At 64.2% G+C, this 18,811-nt stretch carries 17 protein-coding genes; 3 read left to right on the top strand and 14 right to left on the bottom strand.

The features are described from left to right. Position 1: 1 nt before the first annotated feature. Positions 2 to 3,091, top strand: a complete 3,090-nt coding sequence (locus FGS76_RS16775) for an efflux RND transporter permease subunit (RefSeq protein WP_138773796.1) — start codon at positions 2 to 4, stop codon at positions 3,089 to 3,091. Between the two features lie 125 nt (positions 3,092 to 3,216). On the opposite strand, the gene FGS76_RS16770 is transcribed toward FGS76_RS16775, so the two are convergent. Both FGS76_RS16770 and mutM read right to left on the bottom strand, forming a co-directional pair. Next, positions 3,217 to 3,570: a hypothetical protein gene (locus tag FGS76_RS16770; RefSeq protein ID WP_138773795.1), complete on the bottom strand. Its 354-nt coding sequence runs from the start codon at positions 3,568 to 3,570 to the stop codon at positions 3,217 to 3,219. 249 nt (positions 3,571 to 3,819) lie between these two features. Beyond that, a complete protein-coding gene (gene mutM, locus FGS76_RS16765; RefSeq protein WP_138773794.1) occupies positions 3,820 to 4,629 on the bottom strand; it encodes a bifunctional DNA-formamidopyrimidine glycosylase/DNA-(apurinic or apyrimidinic site) lyase in 810 nt (269 codons plus the stop codon). Between the two features lie 98 nt (positions 4,630 to 4,727). Between mutM and FGS76_RS16760 the strand changes: the two genes are divergently transcribed. Beyond that, the gene (locus FGS76_RS16760) at positions 4,728 to 6,704 is read left to right on the top strand and encodes a hydantoinase/oxoprolinase family protein (protein ID WP_138773793.1); all 1,977 of its coding nucleotides are present in this window, start codon (positions 4,728 to 4,730) and stop codon (positions 6,702 to 6,704) included. A 57-nt stretch (positions 6,705 to 6,761) separates the two neighbouring features. Further along, complete coding sequence (locus FGS76_RS16755) at positions 6,762 to 7,964, top strand: DesA family fatty acid desaturase (RefSeq protein ID WP_138773792.1); 1,203 nt, start codon at positions 6,762 to 6,764, stop codon at positions 7,962 to 7,964. Between the two features lie 48 nt (positions 7,965 to 8,012). Here FGS76_RS16755 and FGS76_RS16750 read toward each other — a convergent pair whose 3' ends face one another. From FGS76_RS16750 to FGS76_RS16695, 12 genes are read right to left on the bottom strand one after another with little or no spacing between them, the layout of a single operon-like run. After that, positions 8,013 to 8,633: an outer membrane beta-barrel protein gene (locus tag FGS76_RS16750; protein WP_170214501.1), complete on the bottom strand. Its 621-nt coding sequence runs from the start codon at positions 8,631 to 8,633 to the stop codon at positions 8,013 to 8,015. A 58-nt stretch (positions 8,634 to 8,691) separates the two neighbouring features. Then, entirely contained in the window at positions 8,692 to 10,413 is a 1,722-nt protein-coding gene (locus FGS76_RS16745; RefSeq protein WP_138773790.1) for a pilus assembly protein TadG-related protein, read from the bottom strand. A gap of 1 nt (position 10,414) precedes the next feature. After that, positions 10,415 to 10,681 (bottom strand): hypothetical protein, encoded by a 267-nt coding sequence (locus tag FGS76_RS16740; protein ID WP_138773789.1) that lies wholly within the window; start codon positions 10,679 to 10,681, stop codon positions 10,415 to 10,417. After that, positions 10,678 to 11,358 carry a tetratricopeptide repeat protein gene (locus FGS76_RS16735; protein WP_138773788.1) on the bottom strand — a complete coding sequence of 227 codons (681 nt, stop codon included), beginning with the start codon at positions 11,356 to 11,358 and terminating at the stop codon, positions 10,678 to 10,680. Before FGS76_RS16735 ends, FGS76_RS16740 begins: the two co-directional genes overlap by 4 nt. A gap of 22 nt (positions 11,359 to 11,380) precedes the next feature. Then, on the bottom strand, positions 11,381 to 12,250 hold the full coding sequence (locus tag FGS76_RS16730) for a type II secretion system F family protein (protein WP_240692582.1): 870 nt from the start codon (positions 12,248 to 12,250) through the stop codon (positions 11,381 to 11,383). Then, positions 12,243 to 13,160 (bottom strand): type II secretion system F family protein, encoded by a 918-nt coding sequence (locus FGS76_RS16725; RefSeq protein ID WP_138773787.1) that lies wholly within the window; start codon positions 13,158 to 13,160, stop codon positions 12,243 to 12,245. Before FGS76_RS16725 ends, FGS76_RS16730 begins: the two co-directional genes overlap by 8 nt. Continuing rightward, positions 13,153 to 14,319, bottom strand: a complete 1,167-nt coding sequence (locus FGS76_RS16720) for a TadA family conjugal transfer-associated ATPase (protein WP_138773786.1) — start codon at positions 14,317 to 14,319, stop codon at positions 13,153 to 13,155. The genes FGS76_RS16725 and FGS76_RS16720 overlap by 8 nt, the downstream gene beginning before the upstream one ends. Positions 14,320 to 14,322: 3 nt before the next feature. Then, complete coding sequence (locus FGS76_RS16715) at positions 14,323 to 15,510, bottom strand: CpaE/TadZ family protein (RefSeq protein ID WP_138773785.1); 1,188 nt, start codon at positions 15,508 to 15,510, stop codon at positions 14,323 to 14,325. Between the two features lie 2 nt (positions 15,511 to 15,512). Next, positions 15,513 to 16,673, bottom strand: a complete 1,161-nt coding sequence (locus tag FGS76_RS16710) for a type II and III secretion system protein family protein (RefSeq protein ID WP_138773784.1) — start codon at positions 16,671 to 16,673, stop codon at positions 15,513 to 15,515. Next, positions 16,663 to 17,625 (bottom strand): Flp pilus assembly protein CpaB, encoded by a 963-nt coding sequence (cpaB, locus tag FGS76_RS16705; RefSeq protein ID WP_170214500.1) that lies wholly within the window; start codon positions 17,623 to 17,625, stop codon positions 16,663 to 16,665. The genes FGS76_RS16710 and cpaB overlap by 11 nt, the downstream gene beginning before the upstream one ends. Before the next feature lie 46 nt (positions 17,626 to 17,671). Further along, positions 17,672 to 18,115 carry a TadE/TadG family type IV pilus assembly protein gene (locus FGS76_RS16700; RefSeq protein WP_170214499.1) on the bottom strand — a complete coding sequence of 148 codons (444 nt, stop codon included), beginning with the start codon at positions 18,113 to 18,115 and terminating at the stop codon, positions 17,672 to 17,674. Positions 18,116 to 18,134: 19 nt separating this feature from the next. Then, positions 18,135 to 18,374, bottom strand: coding sequence for a Flp family type IVb pilin (locus tag FGS76_RS16695; protein WP_138773781.1), 240 nt, complete (start codon positions 18,372 to 18,374; stop codon positions 18,135 to 18,137). Positions 18,375 to 18,811 lie beyond the last annotated feature (437 nt).

The raw sequence follows: 18,811 nt of genomic DNA, 5'->3' as shown, positions 1-18,811 counted from the left end.
CATGAAATTCACGGATATTTTCATCAATAAACCGGTGCTGGCCAGCGTGGTCAGCCTGTTCATCTTCCTGCTCGGCCTGCGCGCCGCCACGGAGCTGAACGTTCGCCAGTATCCGGAAATGGAAAACGCCGTGGTCACCGTGACCACGGTGTACACCGGCGCCGACGCGGACCTGATCCAGGGCTTTATCACCACGCCCCTGGAACAGGAAATCGCCTCCGCCGAGGGCATCGACTACCTGGTTTCCACCTCGCTGCAAGGCGCGTCTTCGATTCAGGCGTATATCCGCCTGGGCGCCGACCCCAACGAGACGCTCACGCAGATCGTGGCCAAGGTCAACAAGATGCGCAGCGAGCTGCCCCAGGAATCCGAGGACCCGACCATCGAGCTGGCGGTGGGCGAGGACATCGCCGCCATGTACCTGTCGTTTTCGTCGGAGATTCTCGACAACAACCAGATCACCGACTACATCGTGCGCGAGGTGCAACCCAAACTCGCCACCATTCCCGGCGTGCAGCGCGCCCGCGTGCTCGGCGACCGCACCTTCGCCATGCGTGCCTGGCTCAAGGCCGAGCGCATGGCCGCCCTGGGCGTGACGCCCTCGGACGTGTACGGCGCCCTGCAACAGCAGAACGTGCTGGCCGCGGTGGGCAGCACCAAGGGCGTCAACGTGGCCCTGGACCTTAAAGCCAGCACCGACCTGAATTCCGCGGAGCAGTTCAAGCGGCTGATCATCCGCTCCGAGGGCAACGCCATCGTGCGGCTGGGCGATGTGGCCGATGTGGAACTGGGCTCGGAATCCTACCAGTCGTCGGTGACCTTCAACGGCAAACAGGCCACCTTTATCGGCGTGGAAGTGGCCACCGACGCCAACTCCCTGGACGTGATCGCCGCCGTGCGCGACACCCTGGAGAATCAGATTTTCCCGCAGTTGCCGGAAGGCATGAGCGGCGACATTCCCTACGACGGCACCGAGTACATTCAGGATTCCATCGACGAGGTGGTGAAGACCCTGGTGGAAGCGGTGCTGATCGTGATCCTGGTGATTTACCTGTTCCTCGGCTCGCTGCGCTCGGTGCTGATCCCGGCCATCGCGGTGCCGCTGTCCATGGTGGGCGCGCTGTTCCTGATGCTGCTGATGGGTTTCTCCATCAACCTGCTGACGCTGCTGGCCATGGTGCTGGCCATCGGCATCGTGGTGGACGACGCCATCATCGTGCTGGAGAACGTGCACCGACATGTGGAGGAGGGGCTATCGCCCTTCGACGCCGCCATCAAGGGCGCCCGGGAGCTGGCCTGGCCGGTGGTGGCGATGACCACCACCCTGGTGGCCGTATACCTGCCCATCGGCTTCATGGGCGGGCTCACCGGCACCCTGTTCGTGGAGTTCGCCTTCTCCCTGGCCGGCGCCGTGCTGCTCTCCGGTATCGTGGCGCTGACCCTGTCGCCGATGATGGCGGCCAAGATTCTCAAGCCCCATGACCCGGAGCATCGCGGCAACCGCTTCGAGGCCTGGCTGAACCGCAATTTCGAGAAGCTGGAAAAGGGTTACGAGCGGCGCCTGCACGGCGCCCTCAACGACCGCCCGGTGATCTATGTGTTCGGCGTGATCATTCTGGTGTCCTGTTACTTCCTGTTCGTCAGCTCGCCCAGCGAACTGGAGCCGGCGGAGGACCAGGGCTTCGTGCTGACTTCGTCCACCGCCGATCCCTACGTGACTCTGGATTATCTGGAACCCTTTACCCGGGAGTTCAACCAGATCGCCGATACCATGCCCTCGGTGGATAACGTGTTCCTGCTGAACGGCATCGGCGGCGGCGCCGGCACCTCCGCGTCCAACTCGGCGCTGGCCGGCTTCGTACTGAAAAGCTGGAACGAAAGGGACCAGACCACGGCGGAAGCGAACGCCGAGCTATCCAAAAAGGTCAACAACATCGCCGGCCTGCAGGTGGCCTCGTTCGTGCCGCCGTCACTGCCCACCGGCGGCGGCATGCTGCCGGTGGAATTCGTGATCGGTACCACCGAGCCCACCGCAAACCTGCAGGAGTTCGCCAACGAGGTGCTCGAGAAAGCCCGGTCCAGCAACAAGTTCATCTTCATGGACTCGGACCTTAAGATCGATAAGCCCCGCTACAACATCGTTATCGATCGGGAAAAGGCGGCCAGCCTGGGCCTCACCATGCAGCAGCTGGCCCGGGAGATGGGCGCCATGCTGGCCGGCGGCTACGCCAACCGTTTCTCCCTGGAAAACCGTTCCTACAAGGTGATTCCCCAGGTGGAGCGGAGCGGCCGGCTGACCCCGGAGCAACTCAAGCAGTATTACGTGCGCACCGGCGCCGGCGACCTGGTGCCGCTGGCCACGGTGATCAGCCTGGAAGAAACGGTGCAGCCGCAGCAGCTGAAACGCTTCCAGCAGCTGAACTCGGTGACCATCTCCGGGGTGCAGCGGCCTGGCGTGACCCTGGGCGAGGCCCTGGACGTGTTGGAAAAAGCCGCCGACGAAGTGCTGCCGCCGGGCTACTCGGTGGACTACTCCGGCCAGTCCCGCCAGTTCAAGAAGGAGGGCAGCGAACTGGTGCTGACCTTCTTCTTCGCGCTGATCGTGATCTATCTGGTGCTGGCCGCCCAGTTCGAGTCCTGGCGGGACCCGATCATCATGCTGATCACCGTGCCCATGTCGGTGTGCGGCGCCATGATCTTCGTGAGCCTGGGCCTGACCACCCTGAACATCTACACCCAGGTGGGCCTGGTGACCCTGATCGGCGTGATCTCGAAACACGGGATTCTGATCGTGGAGTTCGCCAACAAGATGCAGGACGAGGGCATGAGCAAGCGCCGCGCCATCGAGCACGCCGCGGCGGTGCGGCTGCGGCCGGTGCTGATGACCACCGCCGCCCTGGTGCTGGCCATGGTGCCGCTGCTGATCGCCAGCGGCCCCGGCGGCGGCGCCCGCTTCGCCATCGGTTTGGTGGTGGCCGCCGGCATGACCATCGGCACCCTGTTCACCCTGTTCGTGGTGCCGGCCATGTACATGCTGCTGGGCCGCGACGAAGGCCACGACGACGACGAGCAGCCGGCGGCGACCCACTGACCGGCGCGGCGGGCGGTTGCCCGCCGTGAACCCGCCGCCACAAAAAAGCCCCGCCTTGTTGATTCAAGGCGGGGCTTTTTTTGATCCGGGTGCTCGCGGCTGAAGCCGCTCCTACCAGGACGGGGTCACTCTTCGTTGGCTTGCGCCACCCGCTTGTCGGCGCGCAGGCGGTCGTGCTGCTGGGGTGTGCAGCCCAGGCAGCGCACGAAAGCGGTGGCGGCGGGGTCCTTCACCAGGGTGTCGGCCGCTTCACCGGGATTGCCGCCGATCACGCTGAACGGCAGCGTCACCAGCCAGATGGCGGCGCCGCCCACGGTGGCCACGGTCATCACCGGGCGGACGATCAAGGCATCGCCGAACATGGCCAGCGCCGACGGACGGGCGTCGTCCAGGTCCATCTCGCGGGCCTGGGCGGGCGCGGTCAGTGACAGCGTCGAGGCGAGGGCAGTGGCCGCGGCCAGGCGCAGGGCTCGCTTCATGGTGGTTCCCCTCTTGCTCTGCATCGTCGATGGGCATCGCCGATGGGCCCCGGCACGCCAGTGGCTTACACCGGAGGCTTGTTAATGTAATACGGCTGTTTTCGTTCCCAACCTATTGTCGTTTCTAAGACATTCTTCTTCCGACATGCACTTCACAATCTACAGCTTTGTTCTGAGACCGGCAATATTGCCCGGGCCAACCGGCTATCGCGGCTGAAGCCGCTCCTACGGTCGTTTCCGGCTAATCCCTCAGCGCTGGCAGGCGGCGCAGAACACCGTGCTGCGCTGGCCGTGGCGGCCGCCACGCAGGGGCGCGCCGCATTGCGGGCAAGGCTCCCCGGCCCGGCCGTAGACCCGCAGCTGCTGGGCAAAGTAACCCGGCTGGCCGTCGGCGCGGGTGAAATCCCGCAGGGTGGTGCCACCGGCCTCGATGGCCTTGGCCAGCACCGCCCGGATCGACAGCGCCAGGCGCTGATAACGGGCCAGGCTGATACGCCCGGCCGGGCGGGACGGGTGGATACCGGCCAGGAACAGGCTCTCCTGGGCATAGATGTTGCCCACCCCGACCACCGTGGCGTTGTCCATGATGAAGCTCTTCACCGACACCTTGCGGCCCCGGCTGCGGGCGTACAGCCAATCCCCGGAGAAGGCGTCGTCCAGGGGCTCCGGGCCCAGATTGGCCAGCAGCGGATGGCTCAGCCCTTCGGCCAGATAGAGCACCGCCCCGAACCGGCGCGGGTCGTTGAACCGCAGCAGCCACCCGGAATCCAGGTGCAGGTCCACATGGTCGTGCTTGCGCAGGGGCGTGTCGCCCTCCACCACCCGCAGGGTGCCGGACATGCCCAGGTGGATACCCAGCTCCAGGTCCCCCAGGTCCATCAGCAGGTATTTGGCGCGCCGCCGCAGGGCGAGGATGGGCCGGTCACGCAGGTCGCCCACCCGGGCGTCCACCGGCCAGCGCAGGCGCGGCTCGCGCACGGTGACGGCGGTGAGCACGCGGCCGGCCACATGGGGCTCGATACCACGCCGGGTGGTTTCCACTTCGGGCAGTTCAGGCATAGTCGGGCAGGAATCCGCGGTCGGGGGCGAGTGCATGCACCCGCCCGGCACATTAACATGGGCCTCGCATTGTAGTGGACACGGAACACGGAGACACCATGGCGTACTGGCTGGGCGTGGATACCGGCGGCACCTTCACGGATTTCGTGCTGCTGGGAGAGGGCGAACCCCGTATTCACAAGGTGCTGTCCACCCCGTCGGCGCCGGAACACGCGATCCTGCAGGGCATCCGCGAACTGGGCCTGGACAGCGCCCTGGCCGCCGGCGAACTGCGCATCGTGCACGGCACCACCGTGGCCACCAACGCGGCCCTGGAGGGCAAGGGGGCGCGCACCGTGCTGGTGACCGACCGGGGCCTGGAGGATGTGCCCCTGATCGGCCGCCAGAACCGGCCCGAGCTGTACAACCTGACCCCCCAAGTAAGGCGCACCGCCCTGCACGACACCCCGGTGGAAGGCCTGGACGCCCGCCTGAACGCCGACGGCGAGCCGCTGGCGCCGCTCACCGAGGCCGATATTCAGGAGATTGTGTCGCGTGTTAGCACTCACAAACCTGAATCCGTGGCGGTCAGCTTGCTGTTTTCCTACCTGAACGACGAGCATGAGGAACGCCTGGCCCGGGCCCTGCGGGACGCCGGCCTGGCGGTCAGCCTGTCCAGCCAGGTGCTGCCCACCCGGGGCGAGTACGAGCGCGGGCTGGCCACCTGGCTGAATGCCTGGCTGGCACCCCGTATCCACCAGTACCTGAACCGCCTGTCCGAGCACACCCGGCCGGCGCCCCTGGCGATCATGCAGTCCCACGGCGGCACCGTGGCCGCCGACCAGGCCGCCGGGCGGGCGGTGAACCTGCTGCTCTCGGGCCCCGCCGGTGGCCTCAGCGCCGCCCGGCGGCTGGCCCTGGACCTGGACCGCGACCACCTGATGACCTTCGACATGGGCGGCACTTCCACCGACGTGGCCCTGCTGGACGGCGATATCCGCCTCACCCGGGACGGCCATATCGGCCCCTACCCGGTGGCGGTGCCGATGGTGGATATGCACACCATCGGCGCCGGCGGCGGCTCCCTGGCCCGGGTGGACGACGCCGGCCTGCTGCACGTGGGGCCGCAATCCGCCGGCGCCGACCCGGGCCCGGCCTGCTACGGGCGTGGCGGCCAGGCGCCCACCGTCACCGACGCCAATGTGGTGCTGGGGCGGCTGCAGCCGGAGTTCGCCCTGGGCGGCAGCCTGCAACTGGACGTGGAGGCCGCCCGGGCGGCGGTGGCGCGGCTGGCTGAGCCGCTGGGGCTGGAGCCGGACGCGGCGGCCCGGGGCATTATCGACCTGGCCAACGAGCACATGAGCCAGGCCCTGCGGGTGATCTCCATCCAGAAGGGCTTCGACCCGGCGGATTTCACCCTGGTCAGCTTCGGCGGCGCCGGCGGCCTGCATGTGTGCGCTCTGGCGGAGAACCTGGGCATGGCCCGGGCGGTGGTGCCGGTGCGCGCCGGCGTGCTGTCCGCCGAGGGCCTGGTGTACGCCCCCCGCAAGCGGGAACTGATCCAGGCGCTGCCGTCGGCGGCCGACGCCGCCGCCGTGGACGCCCTGGCGGCGGCCCTGGACCGGCGCGGCCGCGCGCAGCTGACCGCCGAGGGCGTGGCCAACGCCGACATCCATACCGACATCAGCCTGGATCTCTGCTACCAGGGCCAATCGTCCACCCTGCCGCTGGACTGGGGCGGTGACCCGGAGGCCTGTGAACAGGCCTTCCACGCCCTCCATGAGCGCCGCTACGGGCACCGGCTGGCGCTGCCGGTGCGCCGCGTGAACGTGCGCGTGCGCTGTCAGGCCGCCGCCCGCTCACCGGCCCCGGCGGCCCTGGCCGGTGGCGCCGGCGACCCGGCCTGGCAGGCACGGCTTGCGGAACTGACCGGCCCGGTGCCGGTCTACCGTAGAGAGGATCTCGCGCCGGACCAGAGCCTGACGGGGCCGGCATTGATCTTCGAGGCCGTCGGCACGGTTTATCTGGCGCCGGGCTGGCGGGCTCGGGTACACTCAAAGGGTCATCTGCTGATGACCCGCCTGGAACAATGCTGATTACCGAGATACCGATTACCCAATGGAACCGAGCGTTCCGCAACCGTGTTACTTCCCATGAATGATGTATTGAGCTTCCTCTCCGGCGGCCTGCTCGCGCCCGGCCCCTGGACCCTGCTGCTGATCACCCTGGCCATGACTCATGTGACCATTGTCAGCGTGACCGTCTATCTGCACCGCTATTCGGCCCACCGCAGCCTGGAGCTGCACCCGGCCCTGAAGCACTTTTTCCGATTCTGGCTGTGGCTCACCACCGGCCAGAACACCCGCGCCTGGACCGCCATCCACCGCAAGCATCACGCCCGCTGCGACACCGAGGAAGACCCGCACAGCCCTCAGGTACTCGGTATCCGCAAGGTGCTCGGCGAAGGCGCCGAGCTGTACCAGGCCGAAGCCGCCAACCAGGAAACCCTGGACAAGTACGGCGCCGGCTGCCCGGATGACTGGGTCGAACGCCGCGTCTACAGCCGCTACAGCTACCTGGGCATCACCCTGATGGGCGCCATCGATCTGGCCCTGTTCGGCGTTGCCGGCATCACCGTCTGGGCGGTACAGATGATCTGGATTCCCCTGTTCGCCGCCGGCGTGATCAACGGCATCGGCCATTACTGGGGCTACCGCAACTTCGAATGCACGGACGCCTCCCGCAATGTGCTGCCCTGGGGCATCCTGATTGGCGGCGAAGAGCTGCACAACAACCACCACACCTACCCGAACTCCGCCAAACTGTCGGTGCGGCGCTTCGAGTTCGATATGGGCTGGGCCTGGATTCGCCTGTTAGAGATTCTGCATCTCGCCAAGGTCAAGAAAGTAGCGCCGAAACCGGTGCTGGCCCGCGCCAAACCCAGCGTTGACCTGGAAACCCTGCGCGCCCTACTCCAGCACCGCTTCCAGGTGATGGCGCACTACCGCCGCACCGTGATCAAGCCGGTGTTCGCCCAGGAACGGGCCCGCGCCTGTGAGGCCACCCGCGACCTTTACCATCGCGCCAGCACGCTGCTGCACCGGGACCAGCGTTTCTTCAAGAAACGCCACACCCACCACCTGAACCGCCTCACCGAGCACAACCAAACCCTGGCGACGATCTACGACTACCGCCTGCGCCTCCAGGAAATCTGGAGCCAGAAAAGCCGTGACTCCGCCCATATGCTGGAAGCCCTGGCGCAATGGTGCCGCGACGCGGAAGCGTCCGGGATTCATGCCCTGCAGGATTTCGTGCAAACGTTGAAGGGTTACCGCGTCACCGCCGCGCGGGTTTAAGGATCAGTCCGCCCGGCCTGGCCGGGCGGACGGCCATCACAGCCTGACTCAATAGCGCAGCGAAAGAGCCACGGAAAACAGGTTCTCCGTGGGCTCCACTTCAAGCTGATCCTGGAAGTATTTTTCCGCCCCATAGCGGGTCTGGGTCCACTCCAGTCTCATATCAAGGTCCTCCTGGAGCGGCAGCAACGCCCCAAGACCGTAGCGAAACCCATCGTGATCCTGGTCATCGCTTTGGAAAGCGTTCACTTCGTAGTTCGATACCTGCCACCCCAACCTCAAGTAGGGCGTTGCGCCTTCCAACGTCCCGCCCAGCAATACGCCGAGTCCGTAGCTGGTTGAGCTTTCCACACTGATTTTGCCACCGGAAAAATTAATGTCCGCGTCGGCATTGCGGGCACCCATGTTCGCCTCGACCGCGAAGAAACCCTGGCGACCACGCCAGCCATAGCCGGCGAAGGCGATGCCCGCCAGACCATCCGCGGCAGCACCGTCAATATCAAGCGCCGGGCCGGCGTCCAGTTGCACATCACTTCCTGACCAGCCGGCCCCTACGCCCAGAAAAAGGCCTTCTCGAGCCTCAGCATTGACCGGCAACGCCAGCACAGCGGCGAGCGGAATAACGCCGGCACACCACGCGGCAAAAGTTCTTCTTTCTCTTACTTTCATTTCTCTTTCTCCTTTTCTCATTGTGTTCTTCCTTGTAGCGGACCCGGAATCAAGGCCCCTATTCCTCAACAATCACACCCTCCACCAGCTGAATATTGTCCTGGTTGGCGCCGGTGATGGTAACCGACATGCTGCCAAGCCCCACCCCGAGGGTATTGAGCAGTGGATTAACCAGCCCCGAGACAAGCAAGCCGCCCACGTCGTCAAGCACGGAGACTAATCCGTTCACCACCGGGTTAAGCAGCCAACCAAGATCGAGCCCAAGTAATTTGGTCTTGTCCAAATTAACGCTTAAGTCCAATCCGGAGGCACCCGCACCGGAATCCTGGTAATGCACCTCGGCGCAACCTTCCTGCTCGGAGCAGTACAGAGGGTAACCGGGTTCCAGAAAAGCCTCTTCACTACCCGCCGGGACTGTTCCATCAATGACCGCAGTAACTTCGATGAGCTTCGGCAGTAAGGGCAACAGGCGCAGCAAGCCAATTTTGATGGGCTCTTCAACAACCCTGCCCGTGTTCTTATCAATCCGGCCGGAGGCCACTCTGGCCACTTCACGCTCTATGTCCACGCCGAACACCACGTCGTTCTTGGTGCCTTCAGCGCATCTGGCACTCACCAATGCTCCGCTGCCACCACCGGCTCCAACCGCTAACGGTAAATCGATATCCGCCACACCGACTGATGTTCCCGGCAAGGACAAAACCTTCACGGTGGACGCGACCAACAAGCTAATGTCCGGTGCATAGAACCGGGTGGACCAGGCGCCATCGTCGTCCCGCCTTGCCGGACCTATAGCCACCGATGAGGGCTCCCCCACATGCAAGCCAACGGTCGCGCTTACCTGGGCCACCCCCGGCAGACCAAGATTCACGTTAAGGGGCAGGTACACCAAACCGTCAGAGTTGCTTTCCTGCAGCTCTTGCAGCAGATTCAAAGCCAGACTGATCACCACATCGTAAAGCGGAAATTCGCTGTTCGCGGGAACGCTGCTGTTTTCCACGACTTTGAGGACATCAGATACTTTTATGGTTTCGATTCCCGACGCCGAAGCCAGATTGTCCAGCAAACTTCCCACCCCGGACGCACCTGCGCCCACGGCGCTCAAGGCGCGCGCCAGTTCGGCGCCGCCAATCGGCGATAAGTCCTCGACTCTGTTCACCCCGAGTTCATTCAGAAGGTCCCCAAGGAGGACGGTGGTATTGCGCAAGCTGGAAAGACTGGTCGGGTCCAATGAGTATCCCGGCTGCTGAAGTGCGGCGCCGAGCAGGCCGCCCAAAATCCCCGAATCCACCAGCAGGGTGCCGCCGGAGGCGCTGATGGTCGCTACCACCTCTTTACGGACGGCGGCGTTGACACTGATCGGGATTGTCCCGAACGTCTCCGCAGGCAGCAACAATGAGATAGGGACGTTCTTTTCGTACTGAACAAAAACCGCGTTGGTTTTTTCAAGTTGCGCTTCTTTCTTGAAAGCAACGGTCCCGTCTTCTTCATTGCCGTACATCAGCCCTGGCTCGATGTCCAAGTCAGCGTCATCGCCATCGAAACCTTGCTCACGCGCCGCGATCAAAGCGCGCCGCCTTATCTCCGACAATTCCACCTCTGGTCCCGAGCAGGCTTTCGCTGCACCGGCTGCCGCGGTGGCGGCGGCGTTGACCTGGCTTTGCATGTCCTGGCGCAACGAATAAAGGCGCGCACCGTCGATGGCCAGGGTGCCGAACAGCACGATAACCACCATGATCAGTGGCACGACAAAAGTCAGGGCACCGCGCTGCCGGCTCATGTCAGTTCTCTTTCCGGGTCTGGTTGCCGAAGCTGTCCGGGATCGGCCGGCGGAAGCTGTCGCTCAAGCGGCGCTGGGAATCCACGTAGACACCATTGGAGATTTCACTGTGCGCGGCCGGCGGCGAACGGCGCTGTTGTTCCAGCGCCCGTTCGGTGGCGGTGGGCAGGCGGTCGGCGGCGATGTCGCCGGAGAGACCGTGGGCGGGCGGTTGTTCCGCCGTGGCCGCCAGCGGCACCAGGATAAGTAACGTGAGCAAGGCTTTCATTGCACGCTCCTGAACGTTTGCGCAAGGCGTTCGGCGTATTCCCGTTCCTTGCCGGTAAAGTTGTATTCCTGGGTCATCCATTGCAGGCCGGCCCAGTTCTCGGTAAGCAGGTAGGCCACCGCCAGATTCTGGCGTACCGGTCCTTGCCCATCGCCCAACTCCATGGCCGTGCGAAGCTCGTAGGCGGCCTGGTCGTATTCGCCCATCATCAACAGCACATAGCCGTAGTCGTTGCGCACCTGCGGCGAGGCCGGTGTTTTTTCCCGGGCGATCTTGAGGTGATGCAGGGCGGCCAGCACTTCGTCTTTCTTCAGCAACACCATACCCAAGCCGTGATGGCTGCGTCCGGTACCGCACTGGTCCACCAGACCCTGGAAAATACGCTCTGCTTCATCCAGCTGACCGGTGGCCGCTTTCAATTGTCCGTAACGGACCCAGTGGTCGACGGTGGAGAGCGGGCGTGCTTCCAACTGCGCCAGCGCCGCATGGTCGTGATCACGGGCCATCAGGGTATCCACGCGATCCAGTTGAACCTGTTCCTCGGGTTGAATCCGGGCGTTGCAGGTCAGGTTTTCCGGCGCGGCCCGCTGGGTGGTATCGGAGGCCGGCGGCTGATGAACGCAGCCCGAGGCCAGCACCGCCACTGCCACCGCCAGTCCGAAAATGGTTGAACGCATCCCTCTACTCCCTTCCTGTCTTTTATCGGGCCAAGGAATCGGCGATGGAGATCATCGCCGGGCCACCAATGAGAATGAACAGCGCGGGCAGCATGAAGGCCATCATGATAACGGTCATCTTCGCGCCGATTTTGTTGGTCTGTTCGCTGATACGGTTGCGCTCCACGTTCTGCGCCTCTTCGATGATATGGTCGAGACTGTTCGACACCGCCGCACCGATCTGGCTGCTCTGCTTCATCAGAATCACGTAGCTGCGCAGCACCGGAATATTTCGGTTCTCACCCAGCTCATCCAGCGCCTGGGTACGCTCGGCCCCAGATTCCATCAGGCGGTTGAAGCGGTCCAGTCTTATCGACAGAGCCGGCAACATGGGCCGGCCCTGCACCGCGATCAGCCGCAGCACCCGTTCCAGGGACAGGCCCGCTTCCATCAGCATGCGCGTCATATGGCACAGTTCGATGGCTTCCAGATTTTGCTGCTGCTCGGCCTTGTGGCCGAGCGAGCGGATCGTACGGCGCGGCAGCAGGAAAGCGGCGGCGGCGATCATCATGCCCGGCAACATGCCGAACAGAGTGAAACCCGCCGCCACCACCACCGCCGGGATCAGCCAGCAGAACAGCAGGTAGAGCAGCTGGGCGCGCTCCGGCGAAAGGCCGGTTACCTGGTAGGCCTCGCCAATTTCCCGATAGTCTTCCCTGGCCAGTGAGGATTCCGTCAGGCGTTTGGCGAGACTGTTTAGCCAGAACTGGGCGTCGTCTTCATCGTCTCCGCCTTCAGGATTCAGGCGTCGCAGCACCCGGGTACGCCGGATCCAGCGCGGGGTCATGAACAGCCCGACCCAGCCGGCCAGCAGGGCGAACAGCAATGCCAATAAAAACAGGCCGTCAGTCACGTCCCACCCCCTGGATCATCCGCCAGATCAGAATCATGCCCAGCGCCTGCAGTCCGCCGGCGATGCCCAGCATCCAGTGTCCGGTATCGCTGCTCAGCAGCACGTCGGAGTAGTTTTCGTTCATGAGAATCATGTACGCGGCCAGGCCCAGGGGCAGCAGAGCGAAGGCCAGGGCGGTGAAGCGGATTTCCGCCGTGGCGGCCATAAACTCCCGCCGCAGCTCCTGCTGGGAGCGCAACGATTCGGAAACCTGCCGGAACACCGGCTGAATGGAGGACCCAAACCGCGCCGAAGTACGCAGCGCAATGGAGATCAGCACCAAGGAGGGCACCCGGTACAAAGTGGCGTAATCCTCGAACAGGCCGGTGTAGTCACGGCCCGACTCCACCGCACTGCGCAGGCGGAACTGCAACGCGTCGAACACCGCCGAGCTTTCCCGGAACGCTTCCACCAGGGCGCTTTCCAGGGAGCGGCCGGCGCTCATATAGCGCAGTACGGAATCGATGATGCCCGGCAGTTCCTCGTAGATACGACGGCGTTGCTGCTGAAAGCGAATGCGCCAGTACATCCACAGCAGGATGGCGATCATCACGCCGCTGATCAGTGATACCAGCAGCCCCTTGATCACCAGCACCGCCACCAGAAAAATCACCAGCAGGGCGCCGATCAGCATCAGCTGCGAACGGGATAGTTGAATATCCGCCCGCAACAGGGTGCTCTCCAACGGCGTCAAGCGGACGCGGGCGGCGCCCTCGGTGGTGGCGCTGGCCGCCACGGTCAGACGCTGCCGCACGCGCTCGTTGAGAAAGCGGCGCTCGCGGAAGCGTATCCACAGCCATTGGGCGCCCAACAGCAGCAGCGCCAGGATCGCCAGCGTGCGGGCGGCGGCGAGCAACGCGACGCTACTCATCCTGCTGGCTCCGGTACAGGTAATCCATGTGATAGGGGTCGGTATCCGTGGGGCTCAGGGAAACCACTTCACTCACCGCTCTTTTGCCATCCGGCCGCCGCACCAGTTGGATAATGATGTCCAGCGCCGAACCGATAAGCCGGCCAATGGCCTTCTCGCTGGCGTCGTAACCGCTCACCGCCAGCAGCGTCTCGATGCGCACCAGCGCATCGCGGGTATTGTTGGCATGGATGGTACTCATCGAACCCTCATGACCGGTGTTCATGGCCTGCAGCAATTCGATGACTTCCGATGACCGTACCTCGCCGAGAATGATGCGGTCGGGGCGCATCCGCAGGGCGTTGACCACCAACTCCCGGGCGGAGATACGCCCTTGCCCCTCGGTATTGGCGGGGCGGGTTTCAAGCCGCACCACATGGGGGTGGTGCAATACCAGTTCCGCGGAATCCTCGATGGTCAGAATCCGTTCGGTGCGCGGAATGTACTGACTGATCAGGTTCAGCATGGTGGTCTTGCCGGTGCCGGTACCACCGCTGATGATAATGTTACGGCGCGACTCCACCGCCCGGATCAGCACGTCCAGACAGGCCTGGGTCATGGACCCGCTCTCGATCATCTGACGGGCGGTCAGGTGGTTGCCGGTGAACTTACGAATGCTGATCGAGGGGCCGTCCAGGGCCAGCGGCGGAATGATGGCGTTGACCCGGGAACCATCCGGCAGGCGCGCGTCCACCATCGGGCTGGCTTCATCCAGACGCCGGCCCAGTGGCGCCAGCATGCGCCGGATCACGCGCACCACATGATCGTCGTTGATAAAACGGGTGTGGGCTCGCTGCAGAATACCGGCCACTTCCACGAACACATGCTCGGGGCCGTTGACCAGAATGTCGTTGACGCGCTCGTCCATAAGCAACGGTTCCAGGGGGCCGAAGCCCACCACTTCGTACAGCGTATCCCGCGATAGCTGTTTGAGATCCTGGGTGGACAGAGGCACCCGGTTCTGGGTGATGTACTGCCCCACCTGGTGATTGACGAACTCGGCCAGCACGCTCCGTTCCGAGCGGCCCACTTCGATACCTTCCTCGTCGAGGCGCTCCACCACCCAGCGGTGGGCGCGCTCCTTGAGCTGCTGGTATTCCTGGTCGATACGGCCCGGCACGGCTTATCTCCCCAGAACGCGAGTCAGCAGGCCCTGGCCTCGAGAAGTGTCCGCGTCACCGTCCATGATGTTCAGCAAACCGCCCAGATGTCGGCTATAGGCACATCGGGGCGCCTGTTCCTGAATCGGCCGCCCGGTATTGATCGACATCAGCCGGTGGCGCCAGTCCATCGGCAGTGTCGAGAATACCGGCGCCCGCACGGTCTCACTGATTTCTTCCTTGCCGGGAGGCACGGCGCTGTCGTAGCCGTCCACCACCAAGCCAATCTGGCCGCCCTTGCCGAGGTGGGAACCCCAGTCCTGGACCAGCGCGCGGGCGGCGTGCACATGATCCACCCGCGGCTGCATGCCGACCAGCAGATGCCGGGTGTGCACCCCCAGGGCGCGCACCCAGTAGCGGCTTTGCAACACCCCCACGTTCACCACGATATGGTCGAACATCTGCATCAGCCGGTTAAGAGCGATGAACAAATCCGCGCTGCCATCGCCGGCGGATTTTTCCGTGGCATCGCCGCCGGACAGCAGCCGCAGCCCCGGCCGGTACTCTTCCAGGGCGGTTTCAATCAGGGTCTCGTCCAGGGTTTCCGGGCTGGTGAGCAGGTTTTCCAGGGTAAAGTCGTTGCCGGCCTCCAGATAAAACACCCCGCGCTCGCGGGGCTGGGTATCGATGGCCAGGCAACGCCACTGGGGATGGCGCCGGTTGATACCCACGGCCACGTTCTGAGCCAGAAAGCGGGTGTCCACGTTGGCGTCGGCTCCGGCCACCAGGGTCAGGTTGTTCACCGAAGAGCGCGATTCGTCGCCGTAATGGCCGGTACGCACCAGTTGATGCCGGCGCAGCCGGTCGCGGACCTCGGCGGCATCGTTGCCGGCCAGGAAGCAGTCCCGGGCCCCGGCACGCATGCTTTGCAGCAGCAGTTCCTGGTTGGTGTAACCGCACACCGCGATCACCGTGACCCAGGGCCGGGCGCTGGTCAGCGCGGTAATGATCGCCAGGGACTGGTCCAGCTCGCTTTCATTGACTTCCACCAGCACCAGATGGGCGGTGGTGGCTTCCAGCAGGCGCAGCACCCGGGTCACGTCCGAGCGGTTCACGAACTCCACCCGGAAGGGATCGTCCACCGCCCGCTCCAGCCAGCTCTTGATGCCCGGGTCATCGACCACGGAGAGAACAATATCGTTATCGCTCATGACTACCAGCTCACTCCGTGGCGAATGGGTTGCGAACCGCGCCGCGGCTCCGTGGCCATGTCCAACCAGCCGGTGCTGCTCTCATGGTAGGCGCCACCGGGCAGGGTGACCGGCGGTCGACCCGCCTTGCGGGGCGTCACCAGATGCGGGGTAACCACCATTACCAATTCCTTATCGTCCCGGGAAATGCGGCTGGACCGGAAAAAGGCACCCAACACCGGCAGGTTACCCAGGCCTGGTACCCGGTCGCTGCTGTTGATGGTGCTGCGGCTGACCAGCCCGCTGATAATGAAGGTCTCTCCCGGGGCCAGGGACACGGTGGTCTCCGCCCGGCGCACGCGCAGCCCGGGCACCGCCACGCCGCCGGTTTCCACGCCGGCGGAGAAGTCCAGCTCGCTGACCTCCGGCGCCACCTTGAGGATGATCTGATCACCGCTGATCACGGTTGGGGTGAGACTCAGGCCCACCCCGAATTCCTTGAACTCCACCTGCACGCCGTTGTTGTCATTGCGGGTGGGCACCGGAAACTCACCACCGGACAGAAAAGATGCGCTCTGGCCACTCAGGCTGGTCAGCGAGGGCTCCGCCAGGGTGTAGGCGAAGCCACCGCTCTCCAGGGCATTAATGATGGTCAGGGAATTGCTGCCGATGCCAAACAGGTTGAAACCGTCGCCGCCAATCGGCGCCTGGGCGCCACCGGCCCCGGGGAACCCCCGAAAACCGCTGCCCGGAGGCGCGATGCCCACGGCGGATTCACCGCCGTTGAACAGGTTGGCGTAGTACACCCCCAGGCTGTTCAGTTCGGAGCGGCTAACTTCCAGCACGCGGATATCGGTCTGTACCTGGGTGCCGAACGGCAGACTGCCGCCCAGGGTGGTGGCCACCGCCACGCTGCTGCGCAGGGGGACTTCCCGGTTTCGCAGCCAGATGGTCAGTTCCGAGGTGCCTTCCGCCATGGCGGTGAGCACCACCTCCTGATTACCGCTGACCGTCAAACGCGCCACCTCCGGGTTGGAGGTGGCGATTTTGGTCACCGGGGCGGGAAAGGTGAGTACCTTCTGGTCGCCGGGGGCCAGACGGGTAGAGCCCGCCATCGGTTCGGCGTGAGCCACCAGGCTGCAGAGCAGCGCCAGAGCGGCGATAACTACGCGGCTAGCGAACATAGGTGCTCCTCATTTCCGGACCCTCGAGCACCTGCACCCGCCGGCCCGGCGAGGCACGGGGCTTCGCCGGCGCGGCCGCCTTGGACGGTTCGGGGAAGAAATCATCGAAGTAGAAGGGTTGGTCCGGGCCGGACTCGTCGCTGGCCACCACCCGGGGCGCAGGTCCGACCTGGGACGGCGGCGTCGCCGTATCGGCCGTGCGCTGTTGTTCCGTGGATTCTTGATCCGTGGATTGCCGATCCGCGAGTTGTTGATCCTCGGGCTGTTGATCGGCGGCGGGTTCCTGGTCGGCCACCACCGCCAGACGAACCTGCCCCTGGGAGGAGGCCAGCATCAGCGCGGACACTTTTTCCTCGGGCACCGACAGCACCACGGTGTCATTACGGCGGTTGTCGTCGCTCTGCTCGGCAGCGGAAAGCGCCCCTTTCACCGCCAGCACCGTGATGCCGCGCAGCATCACCAGCGCCACCGGATTGTCCTTGTCGGAACGGCGGAACGCGGTGACCACGTCCACCCGGTCACCGGGCTGGAGCAAACCGCCGGCGCCGACCACGTTGTCCACGGCGATGGCGATGGCACGGTGCCCCTCGGGCAGACTGGCGGGCAGGTTGCCACCGGCTTCCAGATGATGGGCGCTCAACAGTTCACCGGCGCGGGCGAGCCGTTTCACTTCCTTGCCGGCCACCGGCTGATCAGCGGCCAGCGCCTCCGGAATCGGAGTGGGCGAGGACACCACGCCGAGCTTATCCTCGGTGAGCGTTGCCCCCACGGGAACCGATTCGCGGACCACCCAGTAGCGATGGACCGGGGCCTGCTCGGTGGTGTCCGCTTTGCGGCCGGTCACCTGCGGCGCCGACGACTCCGGCCCCTGGCTCAGACCAATCAGAGCCAGCACCAGGGCCAGAAACGCCAGCCCCAGGGCCGGCAGGGTGTACAGCAGTTTCGATCCCATGTCCCCTCCGAAAACTTCCCTGTCCATCGACAGCGTATCGGGGAGGTCAGAAGGCCGCGCGCGCCTCCGCGTTCAGAGTGGACGGCACCGGGGGAAAAGTGCCCAGCATGCCGAAACTCATCACCGGCACGATGGGGTTCTCCTCATAGTTATACGTCAGCCCGCAGCGCAACATGGTTACGCCACCAACCTCTTTCACCCCACAGGAAGCACCGTCCAGATCCATGCTCGCCAGCGGTTCCGGCTGCTGTTGCAGCAGGGCCACCAGCGCATTCCGGGCACGGCCTTCAACCTCGGTTTCCAATTCATCGGCGTTATAGGCCGAACGGTCCACGTACAGGGCCGTGGCCACCGCCCGGTCCACCACGTTCTGCAGCCGGTACTGGCTGAAGAACACGATGCCGTAGACGGCGGCACCATAGAGCATGGCCACCACGAAGGGGAACAGCATCAGGAATTCCAATGCCACCGCCCCTTGGTGGTTTTTCACGCCCACTTTGAGCAGCTCTTTAGTTGGCCGGGGGTGCCGGGCTGGTCGCATCAGTAAACAGGCTTGTGAACGCTTGCTTAAACTGCGCGCCTACGTCTGTTCCAGCCAACACCCCAACGATCACGATAATCGCCGCCGCCAGAACGATGTACTCCAATGCGCTGGCCCCACGTTGCTTGTCCGCGCGGGTGGAGGCACCGCCGAACAGCCGTACCGCCAGTTTCTGGAGACCGAAGTGAAGTTGAGTGATCGGTTTCATAGTGAGCTCTCCTTGGCACTTTCTTGTGCGATCAATGACGCTTCCCTCTGGGATACTAGGCACTTTGTGACCCTGATCACAACAGTCTGGAATTGCATAGATATTTCACTCCCCCAACAAATCAACGAGTTACCTGTTATATACACACGATAACCGGTACCTCCAGAGCGATAACCGGTTGATCCCCCGTCCGAAATGGCCGGACAAGAGGCGCCATTTCCTTACGCCAAGGAACCTGGGGCACTCTCAATATGGGCAAACTTGGTAAAAACGAAAAGGGTATCTTTGTATCGTTATGAAAATATTTGTTTCTTCCGGCAGGCGGAATCAAGGCCGGTTCAACACACTTGTGGAAGGCGGATGGCGGCCATGGCTGGCCAGGCGGGATTCGTTGAAACAGCGGGGAGGGAAGCCGGCGGGCCGGCGCGATCAAACAC

The sequence above is a fragment of the Alloalcanivorax gelatiniphagus genome (assembly GCF_005938655.1).
GTDB lineage: Bacteria > Pseudomonadota > Gammaproteobacteria > Pseudomonadales > Alcanivoracaceae > Alloalcanivorax > Alloalcanivorax gelatiniphagus.
Note: the sequence above shows the minus strand (reverse complement) of the source record. Positions and strands in the feature narration are given on the sequence as shown.